The organism is Hylemonella sp. P2_B10, from assembly GCF_056404875.1.
In genome coordinates this window covers 707,627-727,566 of record NZ_JBFUDE010000001.1, presented here as the reverse complement: position 1 = coordinate 727,566, position 19,940 = coordinate 707,627, and the positions used below count along the sequence as shown (strand labels likewise).

Sequence of the window (19,940 nt, the reverse complement as noted above, 5' to 3'; positions counted from 1 at the left end):
ACAGGAGACATCTTGCGCACACGAATTACCCCCGTCATCGCCGCTTTGTTCATTGGCCAAGGGGTTTGGGCCCAGACAGCCGCACCACCTTCCCCGCCTGCGGAGCCGGCAACGAAGATCGAAGCTTTCTCCGCCAAGACGGGCATCGTTATCATCAAAGGCTATTCGACAGTCAGCCGGATCTATGGCCAGGGCGAAGTAAAGGTTGACGCTCGGGAGGTGCGTGACGCAAGCAACCCGGGTTTGGCGGTTTACGGCCTTGAGATTGAGGTGAAGGAGTCGGGCCGGCTGGAGCGGGTGAGCCGGTCGTTCATTGACCTGGATGAAGTGGACTCACTGGTGCGTGGGCTGGACTACATTTCCAAGGTGACGAGCGCGGTCACGCCGCTGAAGAATTTTGAAGCCCAGTACCGGACCAAGGACGATCTTGCCGTAACTGTCTACACAGGCCCGGCCGGCCAACTGTCACTTGCAGTCGAAAGTGGCCGGGTGGTCAGGGTTTCAGCGTTCTTCGATCTCGTGAACCTGGAAAGGCTGAAGAACCACATTGTCGAGGCCAAGCGCATTCTGGAATCTGCGCGCGCCTCCAAGTAACACCATTGCGGCAAGGCCTGCTACAGGCCTAGAGCCGAAGTTGAATCAGCACCAGCAAGGCGATGATGACCGCAATGACAATGGCATTGAACACGACATCCAGCGTCAGGGCCTGGGCTATCTTTTGCCAGTGCGGTCTGTCGAAGTGAATGATGTGCATGACGTACTCCAAAAAGTGGGTTCTGTCCGCAAAATCAAGCTGACCAGGCAAGGCTGCGAACGCCTTGCCGCTTGGAACTATAGGTCGCCAAAATGAAGTTTCAATGCGGTGACCGCCATGCGCCCGGATCCGCCACTTGGGGCGTCCAATTGCCCACGTTAACAACACGCTAGGGATTAACCCGAGAGCATGGGTATTTGCTCAGGCGTAGACTGTTTTGGCCCTTGAGTCGTTGCTGCGCTGCAGCAAGAGGGCAAGGAGACAGATTTGCAGCCTACCGACATCAAGAATCCGGCCTATTTCCACAAGGTCGTCGATTGCCAATGGGCTTGTCCCGCCCACACCCCCGTTCCTGAATACATACGCCTGATCGGCCAGGGTCGCTACAGCGATGCCTACATGGTCAACTGGGTGTCCAACGTGTTCCCCGGTATCCTGGGGCGAACGTGTGACAGGCCCTGCGAGCCGGCTTGCCGGCGCGGCCGCGTGGACGAGGCGAACGACGCCACGCCCGAGCCGGTGGCCATCTGCCGCTTGAAGCGTGTCGCGGCGGACCACAAGGACGATGTGTCCGGCCGCATGCCCAAGCTGTCGCCGAAGAACGGCAAGCGCGTGGCCTGCATAGGCGCCGGCCCGGCCTCGCTGACGGTGGCGCGCGACCTGGCGCCGCTGGGCTATGACGTCACCGTGTTCGACGGCGAGGCCAAGGCGGGCGGCTTCATCCGCACGCAGATACCGCGCTTTCGGCTGCCCGAGAGCGTCATTGACGAAGAGACCGGCTACATCCTGGACCTGGGCGTCAACTTCGTCAGTGGCCAGCGCATCGATTCGATGAAGGGCTTGCTCGCACAAGGCTACGACGCCGTCTTCGTCGGTTGCGGCGCCCCGCGCGGGCGCGACCTGGAGCTGTCAGGCCGCACGGAGGCGAAGGCCAACATCCACATCGGCATCGACTGGCTGGCCTCGGTCTCGTTCGGCCACATCACCAGCATTGGCCGGCGCGTCATCGTGCTGGGTGGTGGCAACACCGCCATGGACTGCTGCCGCTCGTCGCGCCGGCTTGGCGGCGCCGAGGTGAAGGTCATCGTGCGCAGCGGCTTTGACGAGATGAAGGCCTCGCCCTGGGAGAAGGAAGACGCCCAGCATGAGGGCATCCCCATCCTGAACTTCCACGTGCCCAAGACCTTCGAGCATACGAACGGCAAGCTCACCGGCATGACGTTCGAGATCGTCCGCGCCGAATACGACGACAAGGGCCGGCGCAACCTGGTGCCCACCGGCGAGCCCGATGTGCTGGTGCCCTGCGACGACGTGCTGATCGCCGTCGGCCAGGAGAACGCCTTCCCCTGGATCGAGAAAGACGCCGGCATCGAGTTCGACAAATGGGGCCTGCCGGTGTTGGACAAGGACACCTTCCAGGCCAGCGTGAAGAACGTGTTCTTCGGTGGCGACTCCGCCTTTGGGCCCAAGAACATCATCACCGCCGTGGCCCATGGGCACGAGGCGGCGGTGTCCATAGACCGGCTGCTGAATGGCGAAGACGTGAAGCGCCGCCCGGCGCCCATGACCAACCTGATGTCGGCCAAGATGGGCATTCACGAGTGGAGCTACGACAACGACGTCTCGAACGACCTGCGCTTCAAGGTGCCATGGGCCAAGGCCGAGACGGCGCTGGCCAGCATCAAGGTGGAGGTGGAGCTGGGCTTTGACGCCGCCACCGCCTTCAAGGAAGCCAGCCGCTGCCTGAACTGCGACGTGCAGACCGTGTTTGCCGACCAGGCCTGCATTGAATGCGACGCCTGTGTGGACATCTGCCCGATGGACTGCATCAGCTTCATCCCCAACGCGGAAGAGGCCGAGCTGCGCACCCACCTGAAGGCGCCGGCCACCAACACCACGCAAGACCTGTATGTGTCCGGCCTGCTGAAGACCGGCCGCGTGATGGCCAAGGACGAAGACGTGTGCCTGCACTGCGGCCTGTGCGCCGAGCGCTGCCCCACCGGCGCCTGGGACATGCAGAAATTCCTGCTCACCACCACGCAGGCCGGTGGCAGCTGCCGTGACAGCTCGCCGCTGGTGGCGGGCACGGCTGCGGCAGGCAAGCCGGCCAAGACGGGGGTGGCAGCATGAACGACAACGTCAAGAAAACCATCTCTGCGGTCAACGACTTCGTCATCAAGTTCGCCAACGTCAACGGCTCGGGCTCGGCCTCCGCCAACGAGCTGTTCGCCAAGGCGATATTGCGCATGGGCGTGCCGGTGAGCCCGCGCAACATCTTCCCCAGCAACATCCAGGGCCTGCCCACCTGGTACGAGGTGCGCGTCAGCGAGGCCGGCCACCTGGGCCGGCGCGGCGGCATCGACATGATGGTGGCCATGAACCCGCAGACCTGGGACGCCGACGTGGCCGAGCTGGAGCCCGGTGGCTACCTGTTCTACGACAGCACGCGGCCCATCCCGCCCGAGAAGTTCCGCCCCGACATCAACGTGCTGGGCATGCCGCTGACCGAGATCTGCAACGCGGTCTACACCGATTCGCGCCAGCGCCAGCTGTTCAAGAACATCATCTATGTCGGCGCGTTGTCCGTGCTGCTGGAGGTGGAGGCGGGCGTCATCGAGACGCTGTTTGCCGAGCAGTACAAGGGCAAGGAGAAGCTGCTCGATTCCAACGTGCGCGCGCTGCACCTGGGGCGCGACTTCGTCAAAGAGAACTTGAAGGCCCCGCTGGGCATACGCGTGCAGCGGCGCGACAACGTGGGCCAGCGCATCTTTGTCGATGGCAACAGCGCTGCGGCACTGGGCTGCGTGTATGGCGGCGCCACTGTGGCGGCGTGGTACCCCATCACCCCCAGCAGCTCGGTGGCCGAGGCGTTTGACAAGTACTGCCGCAAGTACCGGGTGGACGCCGACACCGGCACGCACAAGTTCGCCATCGTGCAGGCCGAGGACGAGATCGCCTCCATCGGCATGGTGGTGGGGGCAGGGTGGAACGGCGCACGCGCCTTCACCGCCACCAGCGGCCCCGGCGTCAGCCTGATGACCGAGTTCATCGGCCTGGCCTATTTTGCCGAGATACCGGTCACCATCATCAACGTGCAGCGCGGTGGCCCCTCCACCGGCATGCCCACGCGCACGCAGCAGGCCGACATCATCTCGTGTGCCTATGCCTCGCATGGCGACACCAAGCACGTGCTGCTGTTCCCGGAAGACCCGCGCGAGTGCTTTGACCACGCCGCCGCCGCGCTGGACCTGGCCGACCGCCTGCAGACCCCCGTGTTCCTGATGACCGACCTGGACATCGGCATGAACCAGCGCCTGTGCGAGCCCTTTGTGTGGGACCCGGCGCGCGACTACGACCGTGGCAAGGTCATGACGGCCGCCGAGCTGGACGCCGGCCGCGACTTCGGCCGCTACAAGGACGTGGACGGCGACGGCATCCCCTGGCGCACGCTGCCCGGCACCCACGCCACCAAAGGCAGCTACTTCACCCGCGGCACCACGCGCGACCCGTATGCGCGCTACTCCGAGAAGGGCCCGGACTACATCTACAACGTCGAGCGGCTGCTCAAAAAATTCAAGACCGCCGCCACGCTGGTGCCGCAGCCGGTGCGAAAACCCGCCGCGCAGAAGACGCCGCTGGGCGTCATCTACTTCGGCTCCACCAGCCCGGCCATGCACGAGGCGCTGGAGGTGCTGGAGCAGCAAGGCATCCACCTGGACGCGCTGCGCCTGCGCGCCTTCCCTTTCCCCGACAGCGTGGCCGAGTTCATCGCCGCGCATGAGCAGGTGTATGTGGTGGAGCAAAACCGCGACGCCCAGATGCACCAGCTGCTGGTGAACGAGCTGGACATCAACCCGGCCCGCCTGGTGCGCGTGCTGCACTTCGACGGCACCCCCATCACCGGGCGCTTCATCACCGCCGCCATCAGCAAACACGCCAAGATCCCCAGCACGGCCAAGGGCAACACCAAGGAGGCCGCATGACCTACATCGCCAAGCCCAAGCTGCACCACCCCACGCTGGCGCGCAACGAGGTGGGTTACACCCGGCGCGACTACGAGGGCAAGATCTCCACGCTGTGCGCCGGCTGCGGGCACGATTCCATCTCCGCCGCCATCATCCAGGCCTGCTGGGACTTGAACATCGAGCCGCACCGCGTGGCCAAGCTCTCCGGCATAGGCTGCAGCTCCAAGACGCCGGACTACTTTTTGGGCGCCTCGCACGGCTTCAACACCGTGCACGGCCGCATGCCCTCGGTGCTGACCGGCGCCGCGCTGGCCAACCGCGAGCTGCTTTACCTGGGCGTGTCGGGCGACGGCGATTCGGCCTCCATCGGCCTGGGTCAGTTCGCCCACGCCATGCGCCGTGGCGTCAACATGGTCTACATCGTCGAGAACAACGGCGTCTACGGCCTCACCAAGGGCCAGTTTTCCGCCACCGCGGACAGGGGCTCCAAGAGCAAGAAGGGCGTGCTCAACAGCGACAGCGCCATCGACCTGGTGGGCATGGCGCTGCAGCTGGGTGCCACCTACGTGGCACGCAGCTTCTCGGGCGACAAGGCGCAGCTCGTTCCGCTGATCAAGGGCGCCATAGGGCACGGCGGCGCCGCGTTCATCGACGTCATCAGCCCCTGCGTGGCCTTCAACAACCACGCCGGCAGCACCAAGAGCTATGACTACGTGCGCGAGCACAACGAGGCGGTCAGCCGCATCGACTTCATCACCGGCCGCGACGAGATCACCGCCGACTACCCCGAGGGCGAGGTGGTCGACGTGGCCCAGCACGACGGCACCACCCTGCGCCTGCGCAAGCTCGCGAAAGACTACGACCCCACCAACCGCCTGGCCGCCATGAACCATGTGATGACGCACCAGGCCAAGGGCGAGGTGGTCACCGGCCTGCTGTTTGTCGACCCCGACGCCAGCGACCTGCACCTGGCGCTGAACACCAGCGCCACGCCGCTCAACGCGCTGGGCCGCGACGTGCTGTGCCCCGGCGGCACCGCGCTGGACAAGCTCAACGCCTCGCTGCGCTAGGGGGGTGGCGGCGGATATGCGGGTGAGGCGGGGCGTGGGTGCAGGCATATCCGGGTATTTACTGACGCTCGGAATTGATCCATGTCAGTCCGCGGTCAGCTTACGCGCCGGTTTCACCCTTAACATCGGGCTATGAACCCATTGCTCTCGCCTGGCATGCTGCTGATGCGCAGCCTGTCCCTGCCTGCCAAGCTGGTTGTGCTGGCGCTGGCGGCCGGCGTGCCCATGGGGCTGCTGGCCTTTGTCACTGGCAGCGTGGCCATGTGGGTGGCCGGCATTGGCCTGGCGGTCTTCCTGTACCTGATGCTGTCGTTCTACAGCAGCTTCGTGGCCGACCTGCACAAGGTCATGCACGTGATGCAGGCCACCGCGGCCGGCAACCTGCGCCAAGACATCAAGGCCCAGGGCAGTGATGAGCTGGCGCAGATGGCCGCGCTGATGGCGCAAATGGTCAACCGCCTCTCAAGCATGGTGGCAGCGGTGCGCAGCAATGCCGCGCTGGTGGCCCACGCCGGCGGCAGCCTGGCCAGCGGCAACCGCTCCTTGAGCGACCGCACCGAGCAGCAGGCCGCCAACCTGGAAGAAACCTCGGCCAGCGTGGCCGACCTGTCTTCCACCGTGCAGCAAAACGCCAACACCGCGCAGCAGAGCGACCGCCAGGCCAGCGCCGTGCGCGGCACCGCCGAAACCGGCGCCCAGGCCATGGCCCAGGCCATCACCTCGGTGGAGGCCATCCAGGCCAGCACCCAGCGCATGGACGAGATCGTGGGCGTCATCGACGGCCTGGCCTTCCAGACCAACATCCTGGCGTTGAACGCCGCCGTAGAGGCTGCGCGTGCGGGTGAATCCGGCCGCGGCTTTGCCGTCGTGGCCGCCGAGGTGCGCTCGCTGGCCCAGCGCTCGGCCGCATCCGCCAAGGAGATACGCCAGCTCATCAGCACCTCCAGCAGCCAGGTGGCCACCGGCGTGGCGCAAATCCGCACCGCAGGCGCCAACATCACGCAGATCGTCGACGGCATACGCGGCGTGGCCGCCACCATGTCGGAAATCTCCACGTCGAATGCCGAGCAGAGCAATGCGCTGAACGAAATCGCCACCGCCGTGCGCCAGCTCGACACGCTGACGCAGCAAAACGCCAGCATGGTGGAGCGCGCGGTCGAGCAGTCCAACCTGCTGGAAGGCCGCGCCACCACGCTGGCGCAGGCGGTGTCCGAGTTCCAGCTGCAGCAGGGCACGGCCGAAGAGGCCATGAACCTGGTGCGCCACGCCATGGAGCACCGGCGCCGCGCCGGCTCGCTGGACGCCTTCCTGCGCGACATCACCGAGCCCAGCCAGGGCTTCCACGACCGCGACATGTATGTCTTCGTGCTCGACGACGCCGGCCGCTACGTCGCCTTCGGCGGCAACAAGGCCAAGGTGGGCACCCGCGTGCAGGACATCGCCGGCATCGACGGCGAAGGGCTGCTGCGCTCCATCATCAACCAGGCCAGCCACGAGCCCGGCTGGGTGGAATACGACATCACCAACCCCACCAGCGGCAAGGTGCAGACCAAGATGTCCTACGTGCAGATGGTGGACAACGTGTACGCGGGCTGCGGGGTGTACAAGGCGCTGGCGGCGAAGTAGGGCGGGGGCTGGTTTGCGCGCCATTGTGTGGATTGGTTGCTGGGCCGCGTGCGCCACTGTGGCAGCTGCGGACATCAAGCCCTACACCTGCAACCGCGGATCGTTTCCGACTGATCAGAAAGCGCTGCAAGTCGTCAAGTTCAATGGCGCCAGAGATGAAAAACTCTACTTTCATGTGGACGAGAAGAACTGCCCTGAGGATGAGGCCAAATGCCGTACCAAGGCTTACGTGGTTTCGGGCGACGAACTGTTGATTGACAAAAAAGCCGGCCCCTGGGCTTGCGCTTGGTTTCAAGATCGCAAGCGTCCAACTGTAGGGTGGGTGAAAGTGGCTGGCTTGGCGAATCAGCCAGACGCCAAAGATAGCCCACAACGATGGGTGGGGCGGTGGCAATACTTTGATGACATCATCACCATCGCTAGCAAGGATGCCAGGCTCAGCGTGGAAGGTCAGGCCATCTGGTACGGAGTGAAGACACCCGATGGCTACCGCTCGCAGCACTATGGAGAGTTGTCCGGCAGTATTCAACCTGTTGCTGGCCGGGCCCGTTATGAAAACTCAAGCTGCGCTGCTGATCTGTCGCGCGTAGGGAAGTACCTGGTGGTGGAAGACAACGGCAATTGCGGCGGCTTGAACGTGCGCTTCAACGGCATCTACACTCGGCGCTGAAGCGTTCTGGCGTGGTCGCGTCAAGTCCGGCAGAGTGACTGTCTTTCGGCGGTAGAGTAGCGGTCTGCCCTTGAAGGGCCACAACGACACGCTACCAAAAAGAAGGATGTCCCCATGCGCCAACCCGAGCGCCGCGCCTTGCGCCACTTTTCCCTTGCCCCGCTGCTGCTGGCCGGCGCCCTGGCCAGCGGTGCCGCTATGGCGCAAACCGCGCCGACAGCATCCGCCGCGGCCGCCAGCGCCCCTGCTGCAAGCACGCCCGCCGCCGCTGGCACCGTCTCCGTCACCTCGCTGGCCAAGCTCAACGCCGTGCTGTGGATGCAGCAGACCATTGAGTACCGCGCCGTGACCCAAAGCGTGTACCAGGCCGCCACCGGCGCGCTGCGGCAGGCCGTGGGCCAGCGCACCTGGGCCACGCTGGAGCGCGGCCCGGCCAAGAAGCGCCGCGCCGCCGTGGTGCTGGACCTGGACGAGACCGCACTGGACAACAGCCCCTACAACGCCTGGACGGTGCGCGAAGACCGGCCCTACACCGAGCCCGACTGGCAGGCCTGGATGGCGCAAGAGGCCGAGCAGCCCATCCCCGGCGTGCTGGCCTTCACGCTGGCGGTCAAAAAGGCCGGCGCCGACGTGTTCTACATCACCAACCGCGAATGCCACGCCCTGGGGGCCGACCCGTGCCCCGCCAAGACCCACACCATGGCCCGCATGGCCAAGCTGGGCTTTCCGCGTGCAAATGACCCCACGGCTTTTCTGTTCAAGAACGAGCAGCCCGACTGGGCCAGCAGCGACAAGTCGCCCCGCCGCCTGCGCGTGCTGCAAACCCACCGCATCGTGATGCAGCTGGGTGACGACCTGCGCGACTTCCTGCCCCTGGCCAGCGTGGACCGCCTGCGCGCCAAGCAAGCCGACCCGGCAGCCGAGAAGGCCATGCAAGACTTCTTCGGCAAGCGCTGGTTCATGCTGCCCAACCCGTCCTACGGCTCGTGGGAAAAGGGCGTGCCCACCCAGGTGGCCGACAAGCTCAAGGCGCTGCAGGTGCCGGCGCCATGGAGCGCGCCGGGCAGTGGGCCCGTCAGCGCACCCGCCGCCAAATAGTGGCCCAGCGCGCACTGACATGGCTCAGGCGCCAGGGTGCCTGGGCGGCGCTGGCCGTCGCCATGGCCAGCCACGCGGCACCGGCCGAGCCCGAGCTCAGCATCGAGATGTCGCTGCTGCCCGATGGCGCGCTGCAAGTGCGCTACACGCCGCCGCCCGACGTGCGCGAGCTGACCTTCTGGAACCCCATCCCCGGCGCCCACGACGCCTGGCGCGCCGCCATGATGGCCCCTGCCGACGCGTGCACAGAGCTCACCCGCCGTACCCTGCGCATCCACGACAGCCCCGCGTGCAGCGCCGCCACCGTGCGCGTGACGCCGAAGCTGCTGGCGCTGGACGCCAGCTACCAGCCCGCCGAGGCGTTGGGGAATGTGGATGAGCGCGGTGGGCAGGGCGGGCTGCTGGCCTACACCGGCCACTACACCGCGCTGCTGCCCGGCCACGCGCTGCGCTGGCGCTGGGTGGTGCCGCCCGGCGGTTACCTGGTGCAGGCCGGCGCCACCCACGCGCAGGCCCAGGTGGCGGTGGTGGAGCAGCTGGTCAGCCCCGCCACCGTGGACCGCTCCCGCGTGCCCAGCTACGTCAGCGTGCGCGCGCTGGGCGCGCACCAGTACGTGTGGTGGGGCCGCTGGGCGCCCGAGCAACTGCCCGAAGGCGCAGGCTCCCTGGTGCTGGACCCGCGGCTGGACGCCGTGCGCGCCCAGCGCATACGCACCGCGCTGCAGGGCGACATGGCCGCGCTGAAAGCCGCCTACGGCCGGGGCCCGGCAGGCCCGGTGGGCGTGCTGGTGCCACTGGAAGAGAGCCAGCGCTTTCACGGCGACACCACCGAGGGCCGCATGATGCGCCTGCAGCTGCCCGCCATGGCCGGCCCCACCGCCATGACCGGCACGCGGCTGGAGCGCTTCGTCGCCCACGAGGTGGCGCACTGGTGGAACGCCGGCGTGTTTTACTCCGACGCCCTTCGCCCCTGGCTGCACGAAGGCCACGCCGAATGGGTGGCCCTGCTGTTGCAGCATCGGGCCGGCCGGGAGGACGACCAGGCCGTGCGCGCCAGCGTGGAAGCTGCCATCAACACCTGCCTGCAACTGCGCGGCGATCTGCCCGCCGCCCAACTGCCGCTGGGCTTTTCCGACGTGGACGACCCCTACGCCTGCGGCCTGGCGCTGATGGTGCTGGCCCAGGCGCTGCACCACACGCGGGCCACCGCAGCACCCACCCCCGGCAGCGCGCTCAACGAGCTGGCCAGCCTGCACCTGGATAACCCGGCGCTGGGCGTGGTGGGCTTTGCGCGCTGGGCCGACGGCCCGCCGTCCGCCACAGGCCCCGACCCCATGCGCCAGCTGCTGACCGACCTGAACCTGGGCTTTGCCAGCGGTTACCGGGCCCTGGCCAAGCGCACCGGCCTGGTCAGCGCCGAGCCCGTGCCCGCCACGCAGCGCTTGAGGCTGGCGCCCGATGCGCTGGCCCGCCTGGGCGTGGTGGAGCCGGCTCCGCCCAGGCCCTAGTGCGCAGTGCGCGCTGCACGCGCCCTGTTCCCACAGCCGGTGTAGTCGCCGTCCTATAGGGCGGTGTGCCCCCGCACCCTAAATTCCGGGGGTATGGGCACCACCACCACCGCACCCCCCCGCGCCAGTAGCACGCCCGCCCTGGTCTACAGCAGCGACGCCGAGCCCGGCATCGTGCGCCGGCGCCGGGGCAAGCACTTTTCTTACCTGGGGCAAGACGGCCGCCCGCTGCGCGAAGCCGCCGAGCTGCAGCGCATACGCAAGCTGGCCATCCCCCCGGCCTACCAGCAGGTGTGGATCTGCCCGCAGCCCAACGGCCACCTGCAGGCCACCGGGCTGGACGCCCGCGGGCGCAAGCAATACCGCTACCACCCGCAGTGGCGCAGCGCCCGCGATGCCGAGAAATACGAGCACCTGCTGGCCTTTGCCCGCGCGCTGCCGCGCCTGCGCCGCCGCGTGGCCAAGGCCCTGGCCCAGCCCGGCCTGGGCCGCGAGCAACTGCTGGCCGCCGTGGTGCACCTGCTGGACACCACCATGGCCCGCATCGGCAACGACGCCTACGCCCGCGACAACGGCTCCTATGGCCTGACCACGCTGCGCAAGCGCCATTTGAGCGTGCAGGGCAGCCGCCTGCGCCTGCGCTTCCAGGGCAAGAGCGGCGTGCCCCAGCAGCTGGAGGTGAGCGACGCCCGCCTGGCCCGCATCGTGCGCCGCTGCCAGGACTTGCCCGGCCAGACCCTGTTTTGCTATGAAGACGACGCCGCCCAGGTGCGCGGCATAGGCTCGGCCGACGTCAACGACTTTCTGCGTGAGCTGGCCGGCGACCAGATCACCGCCAAAGACTTTCGCACCTGGCACGCCAGCGTGCTGGGGCTGGAGGCCTGCGCCAAGGCGCTGCGCAAACCGCAGCAGCCCTTCAGCCTGAAGTTGATGCTGACCGAGGTGTCCGGCGCCCTGGGCAACACGCCGGCCGTGTGCCGCAAGTCGTATGTGCACCCCGAGGTGCTGGCCTTTGCCGCCACCGTGCGTGCAGACCCCGAAGGCGCGGCTGAGCGGCTGCGCCAGGCCGGCCAGCGCGTGCCCGCCGGCTGCTCTGGCCTGCGGCAGGCTGAGCAGCGGCTAATGGGGTTTTTGCAGATGCCGCAGGTGGGCTAGAGGGGGCTAGACAGGGCTGGACGGGGCTAGACTAGCCCCACCATGCCCCTGCCAAGCCCCGCCACGCTGCCGCTGATGGACGCCACCAAGCTGCTGCGCCAGCAGCAGGGCATTGGCGCGGCCACCGTCACCACCCACCACCTGCTGAGCTGGGCCGCGCAAGGCCTGCTGGGACTGCATGTGCCCGTGGGCGACAAGCTGCTGAAGCTGCCCATCACCGAGGCCCAGGCCGTGCGCCTGGCCCGGGGCGAGTGGGTGCCGTTGGATGTGGGCCAGTTGGAAGGCGGCAATCCCCGCAGCCGCCCCAAGCCGCTGCTGGTGCAACAGAGCGAGCTGGTGGTGCACACCGCCGAGCTGCAAGCCCTGGCTGCGCAGCACCTGTGCGCGAGCGGCGCCGCAGAGCCAGCCACCGCCGAGCCCAAACCCGAGCCCGAGGCCTTCGACCCGGCCGACCTGCCCGAAGAGCTGGACATTGCCCGCATTGCCTTCACCGCAGTGAGGAACGGCTATGGCGCGGCCAATGCCACGTTCAAGAACCGGTTGCTGGCATATTTGGGCGAGCACCACCCGAAGCTGAGTGATGAGGCGCGGCAGCGGATTGGGACGGTGGCCAACCCGGACAAGGCGGCGGGGCGGCGCAAGGGGGCGTAAGCGCCAGGTCCTATGTTTTAATAATGTGCAGAGTATTCAAAAAGGGGGATGCAATGGCGATCAGCACGAGAGGGGCGGGGCTTCGCTCCGCGATATTCCTGGTTTGCGGCTTGTTGCTTGGCCAGCTTGCACTGGCGGCCGAGCCGGTGAAATTTCCAAATACCCGGGTGAGCGAGGACAAGATTGAAGGTGCCACCTTCTACACAGACGCCAGTTCCACCAAGTTCAACAACGTCAATGCGATCTTTGCCTATGTCGCAGCCGCACCGGGCATGACGCCCACTTTGCGACTGAAGGTTCAGTACGAGGGCGACAAGTGGCTGTTCATGCAAAAGGTCATCATCGCTGCTGACGACAAGAAGTTCGAAGTCACGGGCAGCTGGAAGCGTGACAACAAAGCGCGCGTCTGGGAATGGCTGGATGAGCCCATGACCGGGCCAAAGGTGGCGATGCTGAAAACCGTATCGACCGCCAAGGAAGTGACGGTTCGGTATGTGGGCAAGCAGTATCACGTTGACCGTAAGGTCCCTGCCACTGAACTCAAGGCGTTGGGCAACATGCTGACGGTTTACGCCAAGCTCGGCGGGAAATGACTCACGTCAAGCTATCCGTGCTTTGACCATCAGCAAGGCCATCCTTGGCGTCCTGTTCGCGTTTGCAGTGGCTGGAGGCCGCCGCCCTGGATGAACTGACCGCCGCTGCCGAGTTGAAGGAGATTTGCAAGCATGCCATGGAAGAACCCCGACACCGGCAGCGACGAAATCCGCTTGCTGCAAGAGGCGTTGGAGACAGCCAGCGGCCTGCATGCCTATGGCGTGCTGTTCAAGACCGACATGGCCAAGATCCGCATCCTGTGCGAGCCCCCGTCGCGCTACACGCCCGAGCGCTTACCCGAAGATGAGTGATGAGGCGCGGCAGCGGATAGCGACGGTGGCGAATCCGGATAAGGCGGCGGGACGGAGGAAGGGCGTGTGAGTATGCGGCGGCTCGGGTAGCTACTGGCGGAGGCCAAAGTATCAGCATTAATGTCCGCCAAAATGCAACGACGTCGCATCGCCAATTTGATGTAAGACTTGGCCAGCCTGTACCTTTAAGATTCGCCGTGTTCCATACCTAAAGTAAACCGGGAGACATCGATGAGTGAACTCAAGCAAGTTGAAATATCAAATTTCCGGAGTATTTCTCGCCTCACCCTGCAATGCAGCCAGCTTGACGACGGTAGTCGAACATACGGATTGATTGGTTTGAACGAAGCGGGAAAATCGAGCATCCTGAAAGCAATAGCTCTTGGTGGATCCGACAGCAAAGTAACTGCGAAAGATTTTCACGATAAGAAAGAGCCGATCTGCATCGAATATACCTACTCAGTTGAGCCGGCTGAGATGGATGCAATCGGGACATTTTTGTTATCGGAATATGAGGAAATTCAAGGCCCTATTAGAAAAGATTTAATTACCTTCGGCTGCCGTTTCACTCCAAGTTCATTTAACAAGAGTTGGTATATCGGAACACACCATGATGCTCAAAAGCCACTCACAGAATACGTTGTTGGAAAATTGCCAGCCGGGAGCGTGCATGTTCCCATTTTTTGGGCAGCACGAGACAATTACTTGATTTCTCAGGCGATAGACTTGGCCGCGTTCTCATCTGATCCTGCCGGAACTTCGGTGCCATTGAGAAATTGCTTTCGACTAGCAGGTATCGATGACATTGCACAGCGTATAGCGGAAATGGGAGAGGACTCTACGGAAATCGACCAACTTCAAAGGGAATTGGGAGGGACGGTCACGAAGCATATTCAGACCGTCTGGCCAGATCACCCCGTTGAGATCACATTCTTAGTAAACGAAAAGAAAATCAATTTCCATGTCAGAGACACTGGGCTAGGAAAGGCAAGAACAATCGATCAACGAAGCGACGGCTTTAAACAGTTCATTTCATTTTTGTTGACTGTTTCGGCACAAAACAGAAATCAAGAATTTTCCAGATCTATTCTTCTGTTGGATGAACCTGAAACCCATTTGCATCCGTTGGCGCAAGAATACTTGTTGACCGAGCTGGTGAAGATAACGAGCAATGAGCGGGACAACATCGCATTCTTTGCCACACATTCCAACCACATGATTGACAAGCGCGATTTGAGCAGAAATCTAAGAGTTACGAAGAATCACATCGCTTCCGAAGTCACTCGGTTTGACAAAAAAGTATCCACCTACGCAAGCGTCAGCTATGAGGTTTTTTCTGTTTTAAGTCGTGACTTTCATACCGAGCTATACAGTCAATTGCACGATGACTTCCAAGAGGAAGATTTGACCGATGAGAAGAGAGGTAGCTTGAGAAACTTTGATGAGGTTGTCTTTCATCAAAGGATGAAGCTGGATAAAGACAAGCCATGGAAAGGCACTCGGAATCAAATTACCCTCCCAACCTATGTTCGAAACTGCATCCATCATCCAGACAATGGTGACAAGTTCAGCGAAGCAGAATTGAAGGAGTCGATAGAGAAAATGAAGAAGGAGATCAAGTAGAACTTGATTTGCGTCTTTGTGGAACCTCGATGCTCCGCAATTGCAATGTCTAAAAGCTGGTAGATATGAGAATTTAGTTCCCCCACCCATTCCACCTATTCAAAAACCCCCTCAAAAAAAACAATCAATGCATCCCAACCCACAGGAGCATTGCATTGGAAACCAGGGAACAACAGCAGCAGCAACAGCAAGGGCAGGCCAGCCCCAACAGCAACCCCTTCAGCCGTAAAAACCGGCTGGCGCAGACCTATGCCGAGGTAGATGCGGCGATAACCTTGCGCGGGCCGTTCAAGTGGCCGATGGAGGCGGAACAGGAAGACGGGGCGCCGGCTGAGGCGCCCTCAGCCGCCGATCTGGCCGAGCAGGAGGCTTGGGAGTCGTTTGGGCGGGATGAGGAGGCGCTTTTGGCGAGCGCACCCTTCGACGGGGCTCAGGGCGAACGGTTGGCAGGCGGACGGTTGGAGGGTGAACGGCTTGCGCCCGAACCGCCCGAACCCGACGACGGCAACAACATCGGCGACATCATCTTCGTCAACGGCGAAGACTTCACCCCCGAGCCGGTGCGTTGGTTGTGGCATGGCTGGCTGGCTTTGGGCAAGCTGCACATCCTGGCCGGGGCGCCGGGGCAGGGCAAGACCACCATTGCGCTGGCGCTGGCCGCCACCGTCACCCGCGCGGGCACCTGGCCGGACGGTACGCATTGCGACACGGATGGTGAGAGCCAGCCCGGCAACATCCTGGTGTGGAGCGGCGAAGACGACCCGAAAGACACGCTGCTGCCGCGCCTGATGGCGGCAGGCGCCGTGCGCAAGCGCTGCTTCTTCGTGCATGGCCGGCGCGGGCCGGGCGGGCAGGTGCAGCCGTTTGACCCGGCGCACGACATGGCCGCGCTGGAGCGCGCGGCGCGGCGCATAGGCGGTGTGCGCCTGCTGGTGGTGGACCCGGTGGTGTCCGCCGTGGCGGGTGACAGCCACAAGAACACCGAGGTGCGCCGCGCGCTGCAGCCGCTGGTGGATCTGGCCAGCCGGCTGGACGCGGTGGTGCTGGGCATCAGCCACTTCAGCAAGGGCGGCGCGGGGGGCGACCCGGTGGCGCGGGTGACGGGGTCGATTGCCTTCGGTGCCATGGCGCGCATCGTGCTGCTGGCGGGCAAAGTGGCGGGCACCGCGCAAGACGCCTCAGGCAACAGCGTGCCCCGGCGCGTGCTGGTGCGGGGCAAGAACAACATTGGCCGCGACGGCGACGGCTTCGAATACAGCATCGACGAGCTGATGGTGATGCCGGGCGTGGAGACCAGCTGCATCGTGTGGGGCCAGCCGGTGCACGGCACGGCCAGGGAGCTGCTGGCGGAGCCGGAGGGCGCGGGCGGGGAAGGCGGCGGCAGTAGCAGCAGCCTGGAGCAGGCCTGCCAGTTCCTGCGCCGTGTACTGGCAGACGGATTCACGCCGGCCAACAGGGTTCGCGAGCAGGCCACCGAAGCAGGCGTGCCCTGGGCCGCCGTGCGCCGCGCGGCTGAGGACCTGATGGTCTACAAGACCAAGAGCGGCCCCGCCGGCACCTGGTTTTGGAAGTTGGCCAGCCGCACGCCACGGGCTGATGACCAAGATGCCGAAGGTGCTGTAGGCTGACGGCATCAGCTTCTTCAGCACCTTGGTGGATTCCCCTGCCCCTGCCCTCATGCAAGAATCCCGCACCACAACGAGGAGGTCACCTTGGTTAGAGCTGTATCTGCTTTGCTGGACGGTGAAGCCGTCACTGTGGCGAGGGCGGTGACTCTGCGCGATGGCTGGCGCCAGCGTAATCAGCCCTTGCAAGATTTCCTTTGCACCGAGTGTGGGGGGCTTGTTGACCCTCATCGGCAAGGCCCCGGATCACCGGCCCATTTCGAACATCGTGATAGAACGGCCTCTTGTACCCTAAGCGCGCCGAAGGGAGGAGGTGGCAGGGCTGCGAACACGACGCCAGCATCAGAGCCTGGTCTGGTGAGCACTGATCAGTTGAACCGTTTGCTGGCCGGCGGTGACAGCTATATCCGCACCAAAGATGGAATAGTTAAGGGGCTGGCCCTGCGCTTGGACTTAAACCCGCAAGCGCCCGGCGTCATCTTAGTGGGCAAAGGACCGCGAATAGAAGCCAATGCGCGCTTGTTCTTGGACTGCGCCGCGAGTGTGCCGGTCTACATCAAGCGGGCCACAGGTTGGTGGAAGTTTGTCGGTTGCTACAGGGCAATTGGATACAAGACTGACCCGGTGACCATCATGCGTTGGCATGGAGACAGGCCTGTCGATGACATCGCCGGCGTTCTGTTTCTGGAGCAGACGGACGAGGTCGTTGTAGAGGTGCGGTCTGGTGGGTTTGGCGACCCAGAAACCAGACGCCGTGTTGAGAGAGCTGCGGTTGGCCATGTCACCAACCATTTCAGGGCCATGGGTTACAGGGTGGAAAGCCATGAAGCATTGAACTTAGGGTATGACCTGCTAGTGGAAGGTCCGACAGAAGTGCTTTTAGTAGAAGTCAAGGGAACCAGCGGACCTGTCGAGCGGTTCTTTCTGAGTCGCAATGAGAATCGCTGTGCAGCCAAGGTGAACTGGCGCTTGGCCATGGTGACCAGCGCGCTCTCTACACCAAAGATGCGGTTGATGCCGCTTGACGAACTCAAACAAAGGTTTCAGTTTGATGAGTTGGCGTGGGAATGCACATTGGCCAAAACCTAATCCCTTTGAAATCCCTCAACTGGGGGATGGACAGATTCGCAAGGGTTGAGTGTCTACCAAGGTGCTGAAGGTGCCGGCGCAGTCACCTTGAAGCACCTTCGGTATCTTGGCGCCCTGCAACCTTGCCTTGCGCCATATCAACAAAATCGCCGCCCAAAGCGCCCCCAGTCAGCCAACTGCAAGCTCCCGGCGCATCATTGGGGGTAAGACCATACGAGGAGACCGGGCATGACCGCCTATGCGGATTTTTATCGCCGTTCGCTGGACCAGCGCGACGAGTTCTGGGCCGAGCAGGCCCGGCTGATTGACTGGCAGACGCCGCCGCAGCAGATTTGCGACTACAGCAACCCGCCGTTTGCCCGCTGGTTCGTGGGCGGCACCACCAACCTGTGCCACAACGCGGTGGACCGGCACCTGGCGGCGCGGGCCGAGCAGGCGGCGCTGATCGCCGTCTCCACCGAGACCGACCAGGAGCGCGTCTACACCTATGCTGAGCTGCATGCCGAGGTGCAGCGCACCGCCGCCATGCTGCAGACCCTGGGCGTGGGGCAGGGCGACCGCGTGCTGGTCTACATGCCCATGGTGGCCGAGGCGGTGTTTACCATGCTGGCCTGCGCGCGCATAGGCGCCATCCACTGCGTGGTGTTTGGCGGCTTTGCGTCCAGTTCGCTGGCCTCGCGCATTGACGACGCCGCGCCCAAGGTCATCGTCAGCGCGGATGCCGGCTCGCGCAGCGGCAAGATCATCCCCTACAAGCCGCTGCTGGACCAGGCCATTGCCCTGGCCACGCACAAGCCCGAGGCGGTGCTGCTGCTGGACCGGCAGCTGGCGCTGCTGGACCTGGTGCCCGGCCGCGACCACCTGTGGGCCGACCTGCGCCTGCAGCACCTGGACGTGCAGGTGCCCTGCGTGTGGCTGGACGCCACCCACGTCAGCTACACGCTGTACACATCCGGCACCACTGGCAAGCCCAAGGGCGTGCAGCGCGACACCGGTGGTTATGCGGTGGCGCTGGCCGCCAGCATGCAGCACATCTTCCAGGGCCGGCCGGGTGAAACCTATTTTTGCGCCAGCGACATCGGCTGGGTGGTGGGGCACAGCTACATCGTCTATGGCCCGCTGATCGCCGGCATGGCCACCATCGTGTACGAGGGCCTGCCGACCCGGCCCGACGCCAGCATCTGGTGGCGGCTGGTGGAAAAGTACAAGGTCACACGCATGTTCACCGCCCCCACGGCGGTGCGGGTGCTGAAGAAACAAGACCCTGAGCTGATGCGCAAGCACGATGTTTCCAGCCTCAAGGCCTTGTACCTGGCCGGCGAGCCGCTGGACGCGCCCACGGCGCAGTGGATCAGCGGCGCGCTGGGCGTGCCCATCATCGACAACTACTGGCAGACCGAAACCGGCTGGCCCATCTTGACCATTGCCAACGGCGTGGAGAAAAAGCCCAGCAAGTTTGGCAGCCCGGGCGTGGCCATGTATGGCTACAACGTCAAGCTGCTGAGCGAGATCACCGGTGAGGAGCTGACCGGCGCCAACGAAAAGGGGGTGGTGGTCATCGAAGGCCCGCTGCCGCCGGGCTGCATGCAAACCGTGTGGCGGGACGATGCGCGCTTCGTCAACACTTATTGGAAGACGGTGCCCGACAAGCTGGTCTACAGCACCTTTGACTGGGGCATACGCGACGAGGAGGGCTATTTCTTCATCCTGGGCCGCACCGATGACGTCATCAACGTCGCCGGCCACCGCCTGGGCACGCGCGAGATTGAAGAAAGCATCTCCGGCCACCCCGGCGTGGCCGAGGTGGCGGTGGTGGGCGTGGCCGACGCACTGAAGGGCCAGGTGGCCATGGCCTTCGTGGTGCCGAAAGACGCCACCATCCTGAACGACGACGCCGCAGCCCTGCGCCTGGAAGGCGAGGTGATGAAGACGGTGGACGCCAGCCTGGGCGCGCTGGCGCGGCCGGCCCGCGTGCGGTTTGTCAGCCTGCTGCCCAAAACCCGCAGCGGCAAGCTGCTGCGCCGCGCCATCCAGGCGGTGTGCGAAGGGCGCGACCCGGGCGACCTGACCACCATGGACGACCCCGCTGCGCTGCAGCAAATCCGTGACAGGGTGGTTTCCTGAGCTTTTGACGGTCGTCAGCAAAGGGTGGCACAATCCTGCCTGTAACTTAGGCCCCTTCCCACGCCACAGTCGCATCC

The 19,940-nt window shown here is 64.3% G+C and carries 17 protein-coding genes; 16 read left to right on the top strand and 1 reads right to left on the bottom strand.

Annotated elements, in window-relative coordinates:
* The first annotated feature begins 12 nt into the window (after positions 1-12).
* Positions 13-594, top strand: coding sequence for a hypothetical protein (locus tag AC1DX2_RS03525; protein WP_477194901.1), 582 nt, complete (start codon positions 13-15; stop codon positions 592-594).
* A gap of 28 nt (positions 595-622) precedes the next feature.
* Here the strand turns inward: AC1DX2_RS03525 and AC1DX2_RS03520 are convergent, their stop codons facing one another.
* Entirely contained in the window at positions 623-754 is a 132-nt protein-coding gene (locus AC1DX2_RS03520; RefSeq protein ID WP_477194900.1) for a hypothetical protein, read from the bottom strand.
* A gap of 267 nt (positions 755-1,021) precedes the next feature.
* Between AC1DX2_RS03520 and AC1DX2_RS03515 the strand changes: the two genes are divergently transcribed.
* The 15 genes from AC1DX2_RS03515 (at position 1,022) to AC1DX2_RS03445 (ending at position 19,863) form a co-directional block, all read left to right on the top strand.
* Positions 1,022-2,884: an FAD-dependent oxidoreductase gene (locus tag AC1DX2_RS03515; protein WP_477194899.1), complete on the top strand. Its 1,863-nt coding sequence runs from the start codon at positions 1,022-1,024 to the stop codon at positions 2,882-2,884.
* Entirely contained in the window at positions 2,881-4,737 is a 1,857-nt protein-coding gene (locus AC1DX2_RS03510) for a 2-oxoacid:acceptor oxidoreductase subunit alpha (RefSeq protein ID WP_477194898.1), read from the top strand. The genes AC1DX2_RS03515 and AC1DX2_RS03510 overlap by 4 nt, the downstream gene beginning before the upstream one ends.
* Positions 4,734-5,789 (top strand): 2-oxoacid:ferredoxin oxidoreductase subunit beta, encoded by a 1,056-nt coding sequence (locus AC1DX2_RS03505; RefSeq protein WP_477194897.1) that lies wholly within the window; start codon positions 4,734-4,736, stop codon positions 5,787-5,789. The genes AC1DX2_RS03510 and AC1DX2_RS03505 overlap by 4 nt, the downstream gene beginning before the upstream one ends.
* A 132-nt stretch (positions 5,790-5,921) precedes the next feature.
* Positions 5,922-7,415, top strand: a complete 1,494-nt coding sequence (locus AC1DX2_RS03500; protein WP_477194896.1) for a methyl-accepting chemotaxis protein — start codon at positions 5,922-5,924, stop codon at positions 7,413-7,415.
* A gap of 58 nt (positions 7,416-7,473) precedes the next feature.
* On the top strand, positions 7,474-8,085 hold the full coding sequence (locus tag AC1DX2_RS03495; RefSeq protein ID WP_477194895.1) for a hypothetical protein: 612 nt from the start codon (positions 7,474-7,476) through the stop codon (positions 8,083-8,085).
* A 114-nt stretch (positions 8,086-8,199) separates the two neighbouring features.
* A complete protein-coding gene (locus AC1DX2_RS03490; RefSeq protein ID WP_477194894.1) occupies positions 8,200-9,183 on the top strand; it encodes a 5'-nucleotidase, lipoprotein e(P4) family in 984 nt (327 codons plus the stop codon).
* 62 nt (positions 9,184-9,245) lie between these two features.
* Positions 9,246-10,691, top strand: coding sequence for a hypothetical protein (locus tag AC1DX2_RS03485; protein WP_477194893.1), 1,446 nt, complete (start codon positions 9,246-9,248; stop codon positions 10,689-10,691).
* A 93-nt stretch (positions 10,692-10,784) separates the two neighbouring features.
* Positions 10,785-11,846 (top strand): DNA topoisomerase IB, encoded by a 1,062-nt coding sequence (locus tag AC1DX2_RS03480; protein ID WP_477194892.1) that lies wholly within the window; start codon positions 10,785-10,787, stop codon positions 11,844-11,846.
* Positions 11,847-11,888: 42 nt separating this feature from the next.
* On the top strand, positions 11,889-12,497 hold the full coding sequence (locus tag AC1DX2_RS03475) for a hypothetical protein (RefSeq protein ID WP_477194891.1): 609 nt from the start codon (positions 11,889-11,891) through the stop codon (positions 12,495-12,497).
* Between the two features lie 53 nt (positions 12,498-12,550).
* Complete coding sequence (locus tag AC1DX2_RS03470) at positions 12,551-13,090, top strand: hypothetical protein (protein ID WP_477194890.1); 540 nt, start codon at positions 12,551-12,553, stop codon at positions 13,088-13,090.
* A gap of 132 nt (positions 13,091-13,222) precedes the next feature.
* Positions 13,223-13,402: a hypothetical protein gene (locus AC1DX2_RS03465; protein WP_477194889.1), complete on the top strand. Its 180-nt coding sequence runs from the start codon at positions 13,223-13,225 to the stop codon at positions 13,400-13,402.
* Positions 13,403-13,633: 231 nt separating this feature from the next.
* Complete coding sequence (locus AC1DX2_RS03460) at positions 13,634-15,025, top strand: ATP-dependent nuclease (RefSeq protein ID WP_477194888.1); 1,392 nt, start codon at positions 13,634-13,636, stop codon at positions 15,023-15,025.
* A gap of 155 nt (positions 15,026-15,180) precedes the next feature.
* On the top strand, positions 15,181-16,653 hold the full coding sequence (locus AC1DX2_RS03455; RefSeq protein ID WP_477194887.1) for an AAA family ATPase: 1,473 nt from the start codon (positions 15,181-15,183) through the stop codon (positions 16,651-16,653).
* Between the two features lie 354 nt (positions 16,654-17,007).
* Positions 17,008-17,739, top strand: a complete 732-nt coding sequence (locus AC1DX2_RS03450) for a protein NO VEIN domain-containing protein (protein ID WP_477194886.1) — start codon at positions 17,008-17,010, stop codon at positions 17,737-17,739.
* A gap of 228 nt (positions 17,740-17,967) precedes the next feature.
* A complete protein-coding gene (locus tag AC1DX2_RS03445) occupies positions 17,968-19,863 on the top strand; it encodes a propionate--CoA ligase (RefSeq protein ID WP_477194885.1) in 1,896 nt (631 codons plus the stop codon).
* The last annotated feature ends 77 nt before the right edge of the window (positions 19,864-19,940 follow it).

Bases quoted from the DNA above. Each gene is read 5' to 3' on its own strand.
- AC1DX2_RS03470 (WP_477194890.1), top strand. From the start codon at position 12,551: ATGGCGATCAGCACGAGAGGGGCGGGGCTTCGCTCCGCGATATTCCTG.
- AC1DX2_RS03520 (WP_477194900.1), bottom strand. From the start codon at position 754: ATGCACATCATTCACTTCGACAGACCGCACTGGCAAAAGATAGCCCAG.
- AC1DX2_RS03490 (WP_477194894.1), top strand. From the start codon at position 8,200: ATGCGCCAACCCGAGCGCCGCGCCTTGCGCCACTTTTCCCTTGCCCCG.
- AC1DX2_RS03460 (WP_477194888.1), top strand. From the start codon at position 13,634: ATGAGTGAACTCAAGCAAGTTGAAATATCAAATTTCCGGAGTATTTCT.
- AC1DX2_RS03485 (WP_477194893.1), top strand. From the start codon at position 9,246: ATGGCCAGCCACGCGGCACCGGCCGAGCCCGAGCTCAGCATCGAGATG.
- AC1DX2_RS03500 (WP_477194896.1), top strand. From the start codon at position 5,922: ATGAACCCATTGCTCTCGCCTGGCATGCTGCTGATGCGCAGCCTGTCC.
- AC1DX2_RS03510 (WP_477194898.1), top strand. From the start codon at position 2,881: ATGAACGACAACGTCAAGAAAACCATCTCTGCGGTCAACGACTTCGTC.
- AC1DX2_RS03445 (WP_477194885.1), top strand. From the start codon at position 17,968: ATGACCGCCTATGCGGATTTTTATCGCCGTTCGCTGGACCAGCGCGAC.
- AC1DX2_RS03480 (WP_477194892.1), top strand. From the start codon at position 10,785: ATGGGCACCACCACCACCGCACCCCCCCGCGCCAGTAGCACGCCCGCC.
- AC1DX2_RS03505 (WP_477194897.1), top strand. From the start codon at position 4,734: ATGACCTACATCGCCAAGCCCAAGCTGCACCACCCCACGCTGGCGCGC.
- AC1DX2_RS03465 (WP_477194889.1), top strand. From the start codon at position 13,223: ATGCCATGGAAGAACCCCGACACCGGCAGCGACGAAATCCGCTTGCTG.
- AC1DX2_RS03475 (WP_477194891.1), top strand. From the start codon at position 11,889: ATGCCCCTGCCAAGCCCCGCCACGCTGCCGCTGATGGACGCCACCAAG.